This window comes from Methylobacterium sp. E-066, assembly GCF_022829635.1.
GTDB lineage: Bacteria > Pseudomonadota > Alphaproteobacteria > Rhizobiales > Beijerinckiaceae > Methylobacterium.
This window is the reverse complement of sequence record NZ_JAKSYO010000125.1, coordinates 78,347-93,192: the sequence shown is the minus strand read 5'-3', so window position 1 is coordinate 93,192 and position 14,846 is coordinate 78,347. Positions and strand designations below refer to the sequence as shown.

Sequence of the window (14,846 nt, the reverse complement as noted above, 5' to 3'; positions counted from 1 at the left end):
TGCCGTGACGCACGACCCGGTCCGGCCGACGGTTTACACTGCAGCCCGTCTCCGGCACAGGTTGGCCCAACATGGCTGTATTGACCGACGCGATCGCGAGTTCGGACCGGACGAATCCGAGCCTAGCCGGCCTGCCGCGCTTGGTGCCGCCGCACCCGGCCCTGGCGGAGCGCGAGCTGCCGCTCTCGGCCTATTTGCGCTCGATCCGCGACAACGGCCTGGCCGGTTTCCCCCGGCGCGCCTTCGAGGAGCCGATCACCCGCCGCAGCCTGCTGGGGCGGTCGAGCTACGTCCTGAACGACCCAGAGGCGATCCGCCATTTCTTGGTGGAGAATCAGGCCAACTACGCCCGCACCACCGGCACGGTGCGGATCCTGCGCCCGATCCTGGGTGACGGCCTGCTGATCAGCGAGGGCTCGGCCTGGCGCCACCAGCGCCGCACCCTGGCGCCGGCCTTCACGCCCCGGGCGATCGACGGGCTGGTGCCCCACATCGCCGCTGCCGTGACCGACGGGATGGAGCGAATCGTCGCCGATGCGGCCGAGGGTCCGATCGACCTGTTCACGGCCTTCCACCGGCTGGCGCTGGAAATTGCCGGCCGCAGCATGTTCTCGGTCGGAATGGACCAGTACGGCGAGGAACTGCGCGACTTCATCGCCGAGTACAGCGTCAAGATCGGCCGGCCGCACCTCCTCGATATCGTGATCCCGCCGGGCTGGCCGGTGCCGCTCGACTGGTCCCGGGCGCGGTTCCGGCGGCGCTGGATCCCGTTTCTCGACCGGATCATCGCGGCGCGCCAAGCCGCGACGCGGGAGGCGGGCCATTCCGGCGACCTGCTCGACCTGCTCGCCACAGCCCGCAATCCGGATACCGGCGCCCCGTTCAGCGCCGAGGAACTGCGCGACCAGGTCGCCACCATGATCCTGGCCGGCCACGAGACCACGGCCGGCACGCTGTTCTGGGCCGCCTACATGCTGGCGCTCGCCCCCGAACTGCAGGAGCGCTTGGCCGCCGAAGCCCGGACGGCCGACCTCACCAACCCGACCGGTTGCCAGAGCGACGGCCGGCTGCCGCTGATCCGGGCGACGGTGGACGAGACCCTGCGCCTCTATCCGGCGGCTTTCGTCATCGTCCGCCGGGCGCTCGGCCCGGATACGATCGCGGGCCATCCGGTCCGGAAGGGCGATATCGTGATGGTGAGCCCCTGGGTGCTCCATCGGCACCGGGGGCTCTGGTCAGATCCGGAAGCCTTCGACCCGGGCCGGTTCCTGCCCGGCGCGAAGCCGCCGGCCCGCTTCTCCTACCTGCCGTTCGGGGCGGGCCCGCGGGTCTGCATCGGCGCGCAATTCGCGCTGATCGAGACGGTGCTGTCGCTGGCGCGGTTGCTCGCCCGGTTCCGGCTGGTGCTGGAGGATCGCGAACCGATCCTGCCGCATGCGGTGGTCACCACCCAGCCGCAGCGTTTCGCCAAGTTCCAGCTCATCCCGCGGGAACCGGCTGGCGCCTGATCCCGGTCCTCGCCCGGACGCGGGAAGTCCGACGGAATCGCGGCTCAATTCTCAAAAAAAAGCCGCACCCGGCTCAGCGGGCGCGGCTTGCGCAGGTTCGTGCCGGCGGTGACGATCCCGGCCCGGCTCAAGCGGCCTTCTTGGCTGCCGGCTTCCGCCCGGCCTTGTTCGCCGCGACCTCGGCGAGCTTGGCCGACAGCTTCGCATCGAGCTTGGCCGAGACACCGAGCGGCAGCTCGATGTCGAGACCCAGCGTCGAGACGCCCTCGCCGCGCTCCAGGGTGACCTTCACCTTGTCGGCTTCCACCGAGACATGGTTGGCGATCACCGCCAGGATCTCGTCGCGGAGCTGCATCACCAAATCGGGGCGGCCCGACTCGGCGCGCTCGTGGGCGAGGATCAGCTGCAGGCGGTCGCGGGCGACCGCGCCGGAATTGCGCTTCTGGAAGATGCCGAGGATGCTCATGCCGCCCTCCGCATGAACAGCTTGTCCAGGAACGACTTCCGCTCGGTCGGCATGCTCATCGGCACGGCCTCGCCCTTCAGCCGGCGCGCCGCATCGGCGTAGGCCCGCGCCGGGGCGCAGAGGGGGTTGTTGAGGGTGACCGGGCAGCCGAGGTTCGAGGCGCGCAGCACCTCCTGGCTCTCGGGGATGATCGCCAGCAGCGGGATCGACAGGATGTCGAGCACGTCCTCGGTCTTGAGCATGTCGCCGCGGTCGGCCCGCATTGGGTCGTAGCGGGTGAGGATCAGGTGCTTCTCCATCTCCTCGCCCTTCTCCGCCTTGGCGGTCTTGGAATCGAGGAGGCCGATGATCCGGTCGGAGTCGCGCACCGAGGAGACCTCGGGGTTGGTCACGACCACGGCCACGTCGGCGTGGTGCATGGCGAGCTGGGCGCCGCGCTCGATGCCGGCCGGCGAGTCGCACACCACCCAGTCGAACCGCTCGCGCAGCTCTTCCATCACCCGGGCGACGCCGACATCGGTGAGCGCGTCCTTGTCGCGGGTCTGCGAGGCCGGCAGCAGGAACAGGGTGTCGAGACGCTTGTCCTTGATCAGCGCCTGCGGCAGCTTGGCGTCGCCGTTGACCACGTTGATGAGGTCGTAGACCACTCGGCGCTCGGCACCCATGACCAGGTCGAGGTTGCGCAGGCCGACGTCGAAGTCGACGACGCACACGCTCTGCCCGCCCTGCGCCAGGGCCGCTCCGAGGGCCGCGGTCGTCGTCGTCTTGCCGACGCCGCCCTTGCCCGATGTGACGACGAGAACCTTTGCCACGCGTCGATCTCCCTGATTTCTAAGCTTGCGTTAGTCTAAGCTTGCCATTCGGATGTTGCCGCCATCGAGCCAGACCTGAGCGGCCTTGCCGCGCAGGGCCGTGCCCATGTCCTCCGCCGTCCGCACGAGGCGGTCGATCCCCAGCAACTCGGGCTCGAATTTGCGGCAGTAGATTCGGGCCCGCGGGTTGCGCGCCGCACCGGCGATCGCGCGGCCCCGCAGGGCGCCGTAGACGTGGATCGAGCCCCCCGCCAGAATCTCCGCCCCCGAGGAGACGGACCCCATCACGGTGACGTCGCCGGTGGGGTTGATCACGCTCTGTCCGGAGCGGACCGAGCCCTCGACGGTGATCGAGGTCACCACCTGCAGCTCCGGCTCGGCGGGAGCGGCCGGCATCTCGACCGTGTCCGACGGACGCCCCTGCACCAGCAGTGGCGGAAATCCGGCCGCGACGGCGTCGATCCCTTCGATCCCCAGGACCGCGATGCCGCGGGCCTTGAGCTCGGCCATTAACGTTTCGAGCGCGTCCGGCTCGGGCTTGAGCTGGGCGCAGTCCAGGATCACGGCCCGGCCTTTCAGCAGGGTCGGCGAGCGCTTGAGCGCCGCGTCGAGGCCCGCAAGCCACTCGGGCAGCGGCGGCTCGGGGGTGAGGGCCAGGCCCTTGAACGCCCGCCCGCGAAGGCTGAGCGGCCGGGGCGCAGGAGCCGCCGCTGGGGCGGTCTCCGGGTCGTCGATCGGCTCGGGGAGGGTTTCGCTCATGTCGGCCCGTTAAGAGTCCTTACCGGACCATTGACGGCGGGCATGGTTACCGAAGGGTTAAGTTTTGGATCCGGTCGGCAAATTCTGCCGGGATCCTGGTATCGGTGGAGCCTGGGGCCTGCGCAGCCAGGACGCCGGGGTCGCCCTACAACCGCAAGCATCGGGGCCGGCCGGCGCGAGCCGGCCCTGCGAACGCACAGGGTCACGCCGGCCTAAGCTGTTGTTGAACTTCAGATTTCCCAAGAAGATGCGCTTGAACGCACCGGCGCGGTGCCGCCGAAACTCGGATCGACCGCCGGCTAAAGGACGCGGCGCGTCTCGCCTTCTGCGGTAAAAAATTTGGTTCGATGAATTGCGGACTCTGTCCTCGATGGCCGGTCGGGCTTCGCGTTTCGAGCACACCCGTCTGTGGCCGCGCTCGAAATCCGGTGTCTACGATCCCGATCGCGACGCGCTCATCCTTCGTCGATCGCAGCCAATACAGCAACGCACGACGTTGCCGCCTCGGCATACGGTTTCCGGATCAGGACGCATGGCGGGCATCACCGTCATCGCAAGCGTTGCGAAAAAACTTGGTGAGAGCGTCCCAGACCTTCGTGTCCCTGGTTCGCTTCGCGACACTCGCGAGGACGGGGGTAGGATAGGCCGACTGATTCAACGAAAAATCTTGTCAGAAACCTGCTTCCTTCTGGTGCCGCACGGCCAAGATCGTGACCACGTCGTCATCGACGCGATAGCGGGCCACGTAGCCGCTATCTCCAAAATCGATCAGCCAGTCCCGGTACTGCTCGGGCAGGTCTTCGATCATCCGGCCCATCCGAGGATATGTGCCGAGATCCTGCACGCCCTGGATGATCGCTTCACCGGCTCGCTTGGCGGCCGATGGACTCTTGGGATGCAGGAATGCGCGGAGTCGTTCGAGATCCCGGATTGCCGCCGGAGCGAAGACTACTCGTGGCATTCTGGGGGCTGCAGCTCGTTCTCAGAGCCCCAGGTCGCCAGCCATGTCTCGACCTCCGCGGCCGTCGCGTGCAGGCCGGTCGCCTGAGTGTCTTCCCAAGCCTTCAGCGTCTCTTGCCGCAGCGCCTCGCGTTTCTCCTCGCGCTCCACGTACTGCATGATCGCTTCCCGCATAATCCAGTGGGGCGTGCGGCGGCGGATCTCCGCGAGATGCTGGACCCGACCTTTCAGCGTGTCGTCGAGCTTGATCGATGTCGGCGCGGCCATGAGCTGCCTCTTCCAGCCGAGGTAGTACCTTGCGATACTAGTTCTCTGCGGTTGGCGCTGTCCATGCGTCGCCGCTCATCTTACCCCCGCTCGAACAGACCCAGCTTGATCGCGTCCTCCACCAGCCGCACCTCCACGGCCTGGCCCCGGAAGGCCGGGTCGAGGTCGTCGGCGGCGCGGTAGAGGCCGTCGATCGCTACCAATTCCGGCTCGAAGCGGCGGCACCAGATCCGGGCGCCCGGATTGCCGGCCGCGCCCGCCACCGCCCGGCCGCGCAGGGCGCCGTAGACGTGGATCGAGCCGCCGGCGATCACCTCGGCGCCCGAGGCCACGGCGCCCAGCACGGTCACGTCGCCTTCGAGATGCAGCACGGTCTGGCCCGAGCGCACCGGGGCGTCGAGGATCAGCGAGCGCGCGGTGTTCTCCTTGGGCGCCGGCTCGGGCGGCGCATCCGCGTCCGGGGTGGCGACCTCGCCGACGGGGCGGCCCCCCGAGAGAGCCGGCGGCAGTTCGGGGGTGAGGATCGACGGCGGCGCGCCCTCAATGCCGAGGATCGCGATCCTGCGGGCAGCGAGTTCTGCGAGCAACCCGTCGAGATCCTCGCGGGTGAGCTTCAGGCCGGCGAGGTCGAGGATTACCGGCCGGCCGGCGAAGAAGTTGGGCGCGCGCCGGTTCAGGGCATCGAGGTCGCCGAACCACTCGGCCACGGGCGGCACGGGGGCCAGGACGGTGGCCATGAAGGAGCGGCCGCGGAAGCGGATCGGCGGGCGCGCCGGCTCGGATGTCGGCTGGGTCACGGGCGTTTTCGGTGTCGCGAGGATGTCTGATGCATCCATGCGGCGCGACCGCGCCCGGGGCAATCCCGCAACGCCCGGTGTGACGCCTTGCTCGGCCCGCAGGCGCGTTTCTGTTGTAGAGAGGTGCCGCAGCCGAGCCGGACGAGACCGTTGAGCAGCGCCCCAATCGCAAACCCCTTCGTCGTCGACGACCTGACCCAGGCCAACCAGCGCCGGGCGGCCGATCCCCGTGCCTCGGCCTGGGTCTCGGCCAATGCCGGAGCCGGCAAGACCAAGGTGCTCACCGACCGGGTGGTGCGGCTGCTCCTCGACGGCGCGCCTCCGGGCCGGATCCTGTGCCTGACCTTCACCAAGGCGGCGGCCGCCAACATGGCGATCCGGGTGTTTCGGCTGCTCGGCCGCTGGGTGACCCTCGATGACGCGGCGCTGGCCGCCGAACTCGCGGCGCTGACCGGCGAGCGGGCCGACGCGGAGCGTCTGCGCATGGCCCGGCGCCTGTTCGCCCGGGCGGTGGAGACGCCGGGCGGCCTGAAGATCGAGACGCTGCACGCCCTGTGCGAACGGTTGCTGCACATGTTCCCGTTCGAGGCGAACGTGCCGGCCCGCTTCGTGGTGCTCGACGAGACCAAGGCCCGGGAGATTTTCGACATCGAGATGGCCAACGTCCTGGCCGACGCGGTCTCGAACGGCGACACGCCGCTCAGCGCCGCCCTGGCCCGGGTCACCCCCGAGGCCACGGGCGACACCCTGCGGGCGGCGATACGCTCGGCGTTGCGGGCGCGGAGTTTGATCGGCGACCGGGCTCGGATGGACGCATCCTTCGCGCAATTGCACGGGGCGCTGGGGCTTGCCGCCGAAGAGACTGCGGAGGCCATCGAGGCCGCGATCCTGGATGGCGGCCCGGGCTGCCGCCCCGAGGATCGGGCGGCCTTGATCGAAGCCCTGCGCACCGGCAAGGCCAACGACGAGAAGCTGGCCGATGCGCTGGCGGCGGCGGAAGCCGAGCGGGCACGGTCGGAAGAGCTGCCGGACCGGTCCGAGGCGCTCGATCTCTACCGGGCGGTGTTCTTCACCCAGAAGGATGAGCCGAAAGCCGACAGCAGCCTCGGCACCAAGAGCGTTCCGGCGTCGGCAAAGGAAAGCCTGATCGCCGAGCGCGACCGGCTGGAGCCGCTGTTCGATCGCTTGCGCGCTGCACGGGCCCATGCCCGGACGCAGGCGCTGTTCCAGTTGGCCGCCGAGATCCACCGCCGGGTCGAGGCCCAGAAGGCCCGGCTCGGGGCGCTGGATTTCGACGACCTGATCCACAAGGCGCTCGACCTGCTGGCCCGGGTCGGGGCCGGCTGGGTGCTGTACAAGCTCGACCGCGGCATCGACCACGTTCTGGTCGACGAAGCGCAGGACACCAACCCGGAGCAGTGGGAGATCCTGCGGGCGATCACCCAGGAATTCGCCGCCGGCGAGGGCGCCCGGGCCGGGACCCGGACCCGCTTCGCGGTGGGCGACCCGAAGCAGTCGATCTACGGTTTCCAGGGCGCCGAGCCCCGGGAATTCGCCCTCACCCGGGCGGCCTGGATCCAGGAATCGCGCGCCGCCGGCCTCACCTTCGAGGACGTGCCGCTGACCCTCTCGTTCCGCTCCACCGGCCTGGTTCTCCAGGCGGTCGACGCGGTGTTCGCCCTCGACGCGCACAACGAGGGGCTGGCGTTCGAGGACACCGCCCGCAGGACCGTCCATGCCAGCGCCCGGCCCGGGGCGCCCGGCGCCGTCGAGCTGTGGCCGATCGCCGAGCCCGAGCCGACGCCCGAGCCGGATGCCTGGACGGCGCCGGTGGACGCCCCCGAGACCAGCGCCCCGGCGATCGTCACCGCCCGCCGCGTGGCGCAGGCGGTGCGGACCTGGACGACCACCGGCGACGCCACCGGCCGGGTCTGGCGCCCGGGCGACGTGCTGATCCTCGTGCGCAAGCGCGGGCCGGCCTTCGAGGAGGTGATCCGCGCCCTGAAGAATCTCGGCGTCCCGGTGGCCGGCCAGGACCGGCTGGAGGTCTCGGCCCATATCGCGGTGGCTGACCTCGTCGCCGCCGGGCGGGCCGGGCTGCTGCCGGCCGACGATCTGACGCTCGCCACCGCGCTCAAGACGCCGCTGGTCGGGCTCACCGACGAGGATCTGGTGCGGCTCGCCGCCCGCCGCGACCTGTCGGAGACCCTGGAGGATTCCCTGCACCGCCACGCCGAGGCCGGCGATCCCGCGGCGATCCGTGGGCTGTCGGCGCTCTCGAACTGGATCGCGCTCGCGGGGCTCCACGGTCCGTTCGGCTTCTACGCGCGACTCCTCGGGCCGCAGGGCGGGCGGGCGAAGCTGGTCGCCCGGCTCGGCGGCGAGGCAGGCGACGCCATCGACGTCTTCCTGGCCGCCGCCGCCCAGGCGGAGACCGGCGAGGACGCGCCCTCGCTCGGCGGCTTCCTGGCCCGCTATGTCGGCACCGAGGCCGGGCACACGGTCAAGCGCGACATGGAATCGGGCCGCGACGAGGTGCGGGTGATGACCGTGCACGGGGCCAAGGGCCTCGAAGCACCGGTGGTCGTGGTCATGGATGGCTGCGAGCCGCTGGGGCGCAACGATCCGCCGCTGCTGCCGCTGGCGGGCAACGGCACGGCGCTGCCGCCAGTCTGGTCCAGCGGGAAGACACAGGATTGCGCGGCCACCGGCGAGGCCCGGGCGGCTTTGCTGGCCCGGGCGCGGCAGGAGCACAATCGTCTGCTCTACGTGGCCATGACCCGGGCAGCCGACCGGCTGATCGTCGCGCCGTTCCGCGGCCACGAGCGCGAGAGCGAGGCGGCCTGGTGCCGGATGGTCCGGGCCGGCCTGGAGGCCGCCCTCGGCGCGGGACAGGCGCTGGACCTGCCCTACGGCCCCGCCACCCTGTGGCGGGACGGCACCGAGACGCTCCGCCCGCCGGAGATTCCATCACCGCCTCTCGCCCGCGAGCCGGAGCCGGACTGGCTGCGCAGCCCCGTGCCGCCGGAGCCGGAGATCCCGGTCCTCAACCCGTCCGGCGCCCTCCAGGCGGCCGATGGCTCGCGGGTGCCGCCGCCCCGGCTGGCGGATGCCCAGGCGCGGCGTCGAGGCATCCTGATCCATTCCCTGCTGCAGCATCTGCCGCGGATCGAGCCCGAGCGCCGGGAGGCGGCCGGCCTCGCCTTCGTGCGGGCGCGCGCGCCCGGCATTCCGCGCCCGGCGACTTACGGCATCGTCCGCTCGGTGCTACGCCTGATCGACGATCCCGACCTCGCCCCCCTGTTCGCCCCCGACGCCCGCGCCGAGGTGAACCTCACGGGCCGCGTCCGGGCCGGCGGCGCCGAGCGGGTGGTGCAGGGCCGCGTCGACCGCCTCGCGGTCGCGGCCGACACGATCCGGATCGCCGACTTCAAGACCGGCCGCCCCCCGGCCGAGGACGAGCCGCTACCGGCTGCCGAAGCCGGGCAGATCGCCCTCTACGCGCAGCTCCTCGGCCAGATCTATCCGGACCGGACGATTCGGCCGATGCTGATCTGGACCTCCGGCCCGGTGATCCGGACCTTGAGCGGCGACGACATCCGGGCGGCGCTGGGGCAGGCGGGCATCGACGACTGACGGGCGCCTTTTCGGGTGGGCGGGTGCAGTGGACTGTTCCTGGGCGAATCATCCGCGCCTCACGACGTCATTGCGAGCGTAGCGAAGCAACCTAGGGCGGCGCGCGATCTTAAAACGTGGCGCATCACTGGGTTGCTTCGCTGCGCTCGCAATGACGATTGGTGGGGGTGTCGAGGAAAAAAGCTGCAACGCGGCGGCATCCGCTGGAAGGGTCTTCTCCCGCGTCCTTCCCCACCCGACATGCGCCAGCGCACATCGCAATGCGCCCTTGGAGACGCCCCCATGCATCGGCGGGCGGACTGCTTGACCGGGCGCCGGCCCGTCGCCAATTCTCATCGAACCGCGCGGGCCCCTGCCCGTCCGAGGCCGCCTCACCGGCGGCCACTTCCGAAAGGTGACGTTATGGCGACGGTGAAAGTAACCGACGCGAGCTTCGAGCAGGACGTTCTCAAGTCCGCCGAGCCCGTCGTCGTGGATTTCTGGGCGGAATGGTGCGGCCCCTGCCGCCAGATCGGCCCGGCGCTCGAAGAGATCGCCAGTGATCTCCAGGGCAAGGTGAAGATCGCCAAGGTCAACGTCGACGAGAACCCGCAGATCGCCGCCCAGTACGGCATCCGCTCAATCCCGACGCTGCTGCTGTTCAAGAACGGCACCGAGGTCGACAAGAAAGTCGGCGCCGCCCCGAAGGGCGACTTGTCCCGCTGGATCGGCACCCAGGTCGCGTGACCCATGCCCGGCTAGGGCCATTCCCGATTGGAATGCGATTGGGAATGGCTCTGGTTGGTCTCGAAGGATCGAACCGGCTTTAGCCGGCTTCACGAACCTGCGTCAGGAAGGTCACGACCTCCTGACGCAGCTCCGTGGACTTGCCCTGCAGGACGAGGGCGGCGGAACTCACCACCTTGGCGGCCTGGCCCGTCCCGTCGGCGGATTTCGAGACATCCGAGATGCTGGTCGAGACGTCCCGGGTGCCGGCGGAGGCGTTCTGGATATTCAGGGCGATCTCGCGCACCGCCAAGCCCTGGTGATCCGCCGCTTCGCGGATCGACAGGGTGACTTCGCTGATCTTCTCGATGACATCCGAGATGGTCAGGATCGCCTGGACGGCATCCTTCGTCCCGGATTGGACCGCCTCGATCTGCTGCGCGATCTCCTCCGTCGCGCGCGCCGTCTGCCCGGCGAGGTCCTTGACCTCCGTGGCGACGATCGCGAAGCCCCGCCCGGCCTCGCCGGCGCGCGCCGCTTCGATCGTCGCGTTGAGGGCGAGCAGGTTGGTCCTCCCGGCGATGCCCTTGATCAGCTGGATGACCTCCTCGATGCGATGGGCGGCATCGGCCAAGCCGCCAACCTTGCCGTTCGCCTCCCGCGCCTGGCTCACCGCGTCCCCGGTGATCTCAGCCGATAGGCCGACCTGGCGGCCGATCTCGTTGACCGAGGCCAGCAATTCCTCGGCCGCCGCCGCGATCGTCCCGACATTGGCAGAGGCCTGCTCCGAGGCGGCCGCGACCGAGACGCTGCGCTCGCTGGTCGACTGCGCCTGCTTCGACAGGTTGGAGGAGGCCGTATCGAGATCGGTGACGAGGCCGAGCACCGTATCGGTGAGCGCCGTGATGCGGCGATCGAAAGTCTCGGAATGCTGCTGGATCAGCGCCATGCGGGCCTCCTGCCTGCGCTGAAGCGCCTCCTGCTCGGCCTTCAGCCGTTCCGTCTCCCGCGCCGTGTCCCGGAACAGCGCCAGCGCCCGGCTGATCGCGCCGATCTCGTCCCGCCGCTCCGTGTTCGGGACCACGACGTCGTACTGGCGGCCGATCAGAGCCTCCACGATCCGGGCCGCTTCGGCCAAGGGCTTGGTCACGAGGAGGCGTGTCGTCAGGACGACCACCAGCAGGACCGCCGCCAGCAGGACGCATCCGCGCAGGACGATTTCCCTCCGGTCCTCCTCGACGGGTTCGGACAGGACGGTCGCCGGTACATCGACGGCCAGCGCCCACATCGTGTTCATGTTCGGCACGGTGAACGGATAGATCAACCGCAGCGCGCCGCCGAGCCCGTCGGTAACCACGCGCATCCGTCCATCCGCGAGGGCGGCCTTCAGCTCGCTTGCGCCGGCGCCGTCATACGCCTTCGTCTCGAGGTCCTGGCTCGGCGGAACGAGCCAGTTGCCGGCGCCCGAGAGCAGAGTCACCCGGCCGCTGCCGAACGGGTGAAAGCTGCCGAACATCTCCTGGAGCCGGCTGAGCTTGATATCGAGGCCGGCCAAGCCCACGACCCGGCCCTCCGCGCGGAGCGGTACCGAGACGGAGGTGATGAGATCGCCCGTGGTGCTCCGATACGGCTCGGTCAGGAGGCTCTTGCCCGTCGTGAGCGGCGCGGCATACCAGGGCTCCTCGGGCACGATCTCGAAGGTGCTGAATTCGATCGCATCCGCCTTGGTCTTGGTCCAGTACGGCGTGAACAAGCCGGTCTTGTTGACCGCCTCCTGGCCGGAGATCTTCGAGGCCAGGGGCCGGTCGGTCGTTTCGGAGACCCAGGAGCCGAAGGCGACCGGATAGTTCTGCAAGACGGCTTTGGTGACGGCGAGGATGTCGGAGCGCTTCGCCGCGCCGCCCTCGATCAGGGCGGAGAGGCTGGCCGTCATGCTGACGGCCGCGGAGACCGGCTCGGCGAGCTCGGTCGAGACCCGTCCGGCGAACCCGGCGGCTTTCTCCGTCGCCTGGGCCGTGAAGTCCGCCCGGATGCGCGCATCGGCGTTCCATCCCGAGATGACCAGCAGGCCGAGGATGACCAGCGCCACTGCGCCGCCCGTCGCGATCGCGAGCTGATTGCCCACGCTTGTCCGGAACGTCATGCCGGCCCCTGCCCCGATATCGATCCCATGTCCGGAATTTTATAAACTTCAGCTAGAAAAGGTCAAAAGTCGGAGCCGGCTGCACGGAATAATATCGTCAAATTCAGGTATTTCTATTCAGGCATTGAAATTAGATCAGAGGGATTAAATACAGATATATTCTGTTTATCTATTTCCAGTCAGAGACATTGCTATATTTTATCGAAGTCTTCGCAATATGTCGGTTTTGGTAAAAAAATATCCCGGGCGGAGGCCCGGGATTCTGGTTCGATCTTGGAGTCTTTCACAAAAAACCCGCCGCACGGGGCCGTGCGGCGGGGGTCTCTCGCGAGAGAAAGCTTTGTGAGAAAGCTCTTAGTACGAGCCGAACTTGTAGTTCAGGCCAGCGCGGACGACGGCGAAGTCGTTCGTGTTGCGGCTGGTGTTGCCGGTGACGGCGTAGACCGGCAGGACGGCGCCGGAGTTGAGGGCAGCGCCGACCAGCGGGAGGCCGGTGCGGTTGCGGTCCAGGCTCACGTACAGACCTTCGACCTTGAACGTCACCGCCGACGAGCGGAAGAAGTTCAGGAACGAGTCGGTGGGGAGCGCGAACTCGGCGCCGCCGCCGACGGTGTAGCCGGTCTTGAAGTCGTCGCGACGGCCAGCGAAGTTCTGGAAGGCGACGCCCTGGGTGCCCTGGTCGCCGGTGGCGTAAGCGAAACCGCCGGTGGCGTACACGAGGGTCTTGTCAAAGGCGTAGCCGAGGCGGCCGCGCACGGTGCCGAAGAAGTCCAGCGTGTTCAGGGTGCCGTTGACCGGGATGAAGCCCGGATTGATCGCGGCGGCGTTCGTGGCGTAGCGCGGACGACCACCGAAATCGAGGTACTGCGCGTCGGCCTCGAAGCCGATCACGACGCCCGAGCCCGGGGTGAACTGGTAGTTGTAGCCGATCTGGCCACCGCCCGAGAAACCTTCGCGGTTGTTGCGGTTGTAGATCAGCGAGGAGCCGAGCGGCGCCAGAGCGCGGTACGGCACGAGGCCGTTGGCGCCCAGCACGGCCGGGCTGCCGGCGGTCTGCACGAAGCCGCGGTTGCTGTCGGTGTCGCTGGCGTCGAAGGCGTAGCCGGCGTTGATACCGAAGTAAAAGCCGGTCCAGGTGAACACCGGAACGGGGGTGAACACCGGCGGCGGCGCGGCGCGACGCGGCAGGTCGGCGGCGGAAGCGGCGGCGGTAAGCGCGGTGAATGCCGCGAGAGAGGTGAGAAGCGTCTTCATTCCAGTGATCCCCAGCACAAGCCCGATCGACGCCGAAGTTATGGGATCGGACCTGCCGGGGATGTAGCTTCGCTGCCACAGCCAGGGGAAAGCGTGGCCGTTGGAGACATTTCGCGGGGTCGAATGCGGCGAATCAACGGCGATTAGTGGGCCGTTAACCCAACTTCTCAAAAAAGCCAGCGCCCAAGACAAAGGCGCGCTGCGACTCAGACCGGCGGCGTATCATTGGCGGCGAGCACAAGACCGGCCAAGTAGAGCGAGCCGCAGATCAGGATGCGGGGCGGCTGCTCGAAGGCGATATCCTTCACCTGCGCCAGCGCCGCCTCGATGCTCGGGGCGGTCCGGGTCGAGAGACCGACGCCCTCACCGATCCGCGCCACCTCCTCGGCCGGCCGCGCCGCCATCGAGGTGGTGATCGGGACCGCGATCAACGCCCGGGCCAGGCCGACGAAGTTGCGCAGGAAGCCGTCGGCGTCCTTGGTGCTGAGCAGGCCCACGATCAGCACCAGCGGCACGTCGCTGCGCTCGCCGAGATCGGCCATGGCGGCGGCGAGGATCCGGCCGCCGTCGATGTTGTGGCCGCCGTCGAGCCACAGCTCGGCGCCGGGATCGAGCTGGGCGGCCAGTCGCCCGCGGCCGAGGCGTTGCAGCCGCCCGGGCCAGTCGACCTCGACGAGGCCCCGCTCCAGGGCGGCGTTGCCGATATCGCCGAAGCCTGCTGCCCGCAGGGCCGTGATCGCGGTGGCGGCGTTGACCAATTGATGGCGCCCGGCCAGCCGCGGCCTGGGCAGATCGAACAGGTCGGTCTCGTCCTGGTAGACCATGCGGCCACGCTCGTCGTGCGCGGAGAAATCCTGGTTGCCGATCAGGACCGGGGTCGCGCCCACGGCTTCGGCGTGCCGGCACAGCACGGCGTCGGCCTCGGCATAGTCCTGCGCGGCGATCACCGCCGGGCAGCCGCGCTTGAAGATCCCGGCCTTCTCGGCGGCCACCGACTCGACCGTGTCGCCGAGATACTCGGCATGGTCACGCCCGATCGGGGTCACGACCGCGCAGGCCGGCTGGGCGATGACGTTGGTGGCATCGAGCCGTCCGCCGAGACCGACTTCCAGCAGCAGCACGTCGGCCCGGCTTTCCGAGAACAGCAGCAACGCCGCCGCCGTGGTGATCTCGAACATCGTGATCGGCTCGCCGGCATTGGCGGCCTCGCAGCGGGAGAACGCGTCGGCCAGCCGGTCCTCGTCCACGAACTGCCCGCCGCCGATCCCGCCGAGCCGGATCCGCTCGTGGAACCGGACGAGGTGGGGCGAGGTGTAGACGTGGGCGGCCAGGCTCCCGGCCTCGAGGATCGCCCGCATGAACGCGATGGTCGATCCCTTGCCGTTGGTCCCGGCGACGTGGATCACCGGCGGCAGGCGCCGCTCCGGGTGGTTCAACCGGGCCAGCAGCCGCTCGATCCGGCCCAGCGACAGGTCGATGGTGCGCGGATGGAGCGCGAGGAATCGCGCCATGAGGGCGTCGGAGGAGGCCATGCGGCGG

The 14,846-nt window shown here is 69.3% G+C and carries 12 protein-coding genes; 3 read left to right on the top strand and 9 right to left on the bottom strand.

Features of this window, described 5'->3' with window-relative positions:
• The first annotated feature begins 71 nt into the window (after positions 1-71).
• The gene (locus tag MKL20_RS18410; protein WP_244037878.1) at positions 72-1,508 is read left to right on the top strand and encodes a cytochrome P450; all 1,437 of its coding nucleotides are present in this window, start codon (positions 72-74) and stop codon (positions 1,506-1,508) included.
• Between the two features lie 127 nt (positions 1,509-1,635).
• Here MKL20_RS18410 and minE read toward each other — a convergent pair whose 3' ends face one another.
• The 6 genes from minE to minC (MKL20_RS18380) form a co-directional block, all read right to left on the bottom strand.
• Positions 1,636-1,974: a cell division topological specificity factor MinE gene (minE, locus tag MKL20_RS18405; protein ID WP_244037877.1), complete on the bottom strand. Its 339-nt coding sequence runs from the start codon at positions 1,972-1,974 to the stop codon at positions 1,636-1,638.
• Positions 1,971-2,786 carry a septum site-determining protein MinD gene (gene minD / locus MKL20_RS18400; protein ID WP_243968531.1) on the bottom strand — a complete coding sequence of 272 codons (816 nt, stop codon included), beginning with the start codon at positions 2,784-2,786 and terminating at the stop codon, positions 1,971-1,973. The genes minE and minD overlap by 4 nt, the downstream gene beginning before the upstream one ends.
• Positions 2,787-2,816: 30 nt before the next feature.
• Positions 2,817-3,545, bottom strand: a complete 729-nt coding sequence (minC, locus tag MKL20_RS18395; RefSeq protein ID WP_244037876.1) for a septum site-determining protein MinC — start codon at positions 3,543-3,545, stop codon at positions 2,817-2,819.
• Positions 3,546-4,215: 670 nt separating this feature from the next.
• Positions 4,216-4,506 carry a type II toxin-antitoxin system RelE/ParE family toxin gene (locus tag MKL20_RS18390; protein ID WP_244037875.1) on the bottom strand — a complete coding sequence of 97 codons (291 nt, stop codon included), beginning with the start codon at positions 4,504-4,506 and terminating at the stop codon, positions 4,216-4,218.
• Positions 4,494-4,772, bottom strand: a complete 279-nt coding sequence (locus tag MKL20_RS18385) for a CopG family ribbon-helix-helix protein (protein ID WP_244037874.1) — start codon at positions 4,770-4,772, stop codon at positions 4,494-4,496. The genes MKL20_RS18390 and MKL20_RS18385 overlap by 13 nt, the downstream gene beginning before the upstream one ends.
• Before the next feature lie 80 nt (positions 4,773-4,852).
• Positions 4,853-5,608, bottom strand: a complete 756-nt coding sequence (gene minC / locus MKL20_RS18380; RefSeq protein ID WP_244037873.1) for a septum site-determining protein MinC — start codon at positions 5,606-5,608, stop codon at positions 4,853-4,855.
• A gap of 111 nt (positions 5,609-5,719) precedes the next feature.
• Between minC (MKL20_RS18380) and addA the strand changes: the two genes are divergently transcribed.
• Together addA and trxA are read left to right on the top strand one after the other, a co-directional pair.
• Complete coding sequence (gene addA / locus MKL20_RS18375; RefSeq protein ID WP_244037872.1) at positions 5,720-9,205, top strand: double-strand break repair helicase AddA; 3,486 nt, start codon at positions 5,720-5,722, stop codon at positions 9,203-9,205.
• A gap of 402 nt (positions 9,206-9,607) precedes the next feature.
• Positions 9,608-9,931 carry a thioredoxin gene (gene trxA / locus MKL20_RS18370; RefSeq protein WP_243968544.1) on the top strand — a complete coding sequence of 108 codons (324 nt, stop codon included), beginning with the start codon at positions 9,608-9,610 and terminating at the stop codon, positions 9,929-9,931.
• 79 nt (positions 9,932-10,010) lie between these two features.
• Here the strand turns inward: trxA and MKL20_RS33160 are convergent, their stop codons facing one another.
• The 3 genes from MKL20_RS33160 to MKL20_RS18355 all read right to left on the bottom strand — a co-directional run bounded on the left by MKL20_RS33160 (position 10,011) and on the right by MKL20_RS18355 (position 14,839).
• A complete protein-coding gene (locus MKL20_RS33160; RefSeq protein WP_244037871.1) occupies positions 10,011-12,035 on the bottom strand; it encodes a methyl-accepting chemotaxis protein in 2,025 nt (674 codons plus the stop codon).
• 372 nt (positions 12,036-12,407) lie between these two features.
• Positions 12,408-13,307: an outer membrane protein gene (locus tag MKL20_RS18360; RefSeq protein ID WP_243968549.1), complete on the bottom strand. Its 900-nt coding sequence runs from the start codon at positions 13,305-13,307 to the stop codon at positions 12,408-12,410.
• Positions 13,308-13,513: 206 nt separating this feature from the next.
• The gene (locus tag MKL20_RS18355) at positions 13,514-14,839 is read right to left on the bottom strand and encodes a bifunctional folylpolyglutamate synthase/dihydrofolate synthase (RefSeq protein WP_244037870.1); all 1,326 of its coding nucleotides are present in this window, start codon (positions 14,837-14,839) and stop codon (positions 13,514-13,516) included.
• Positions 14,840-14,846 lie beyond the last annotated feature (7 nt).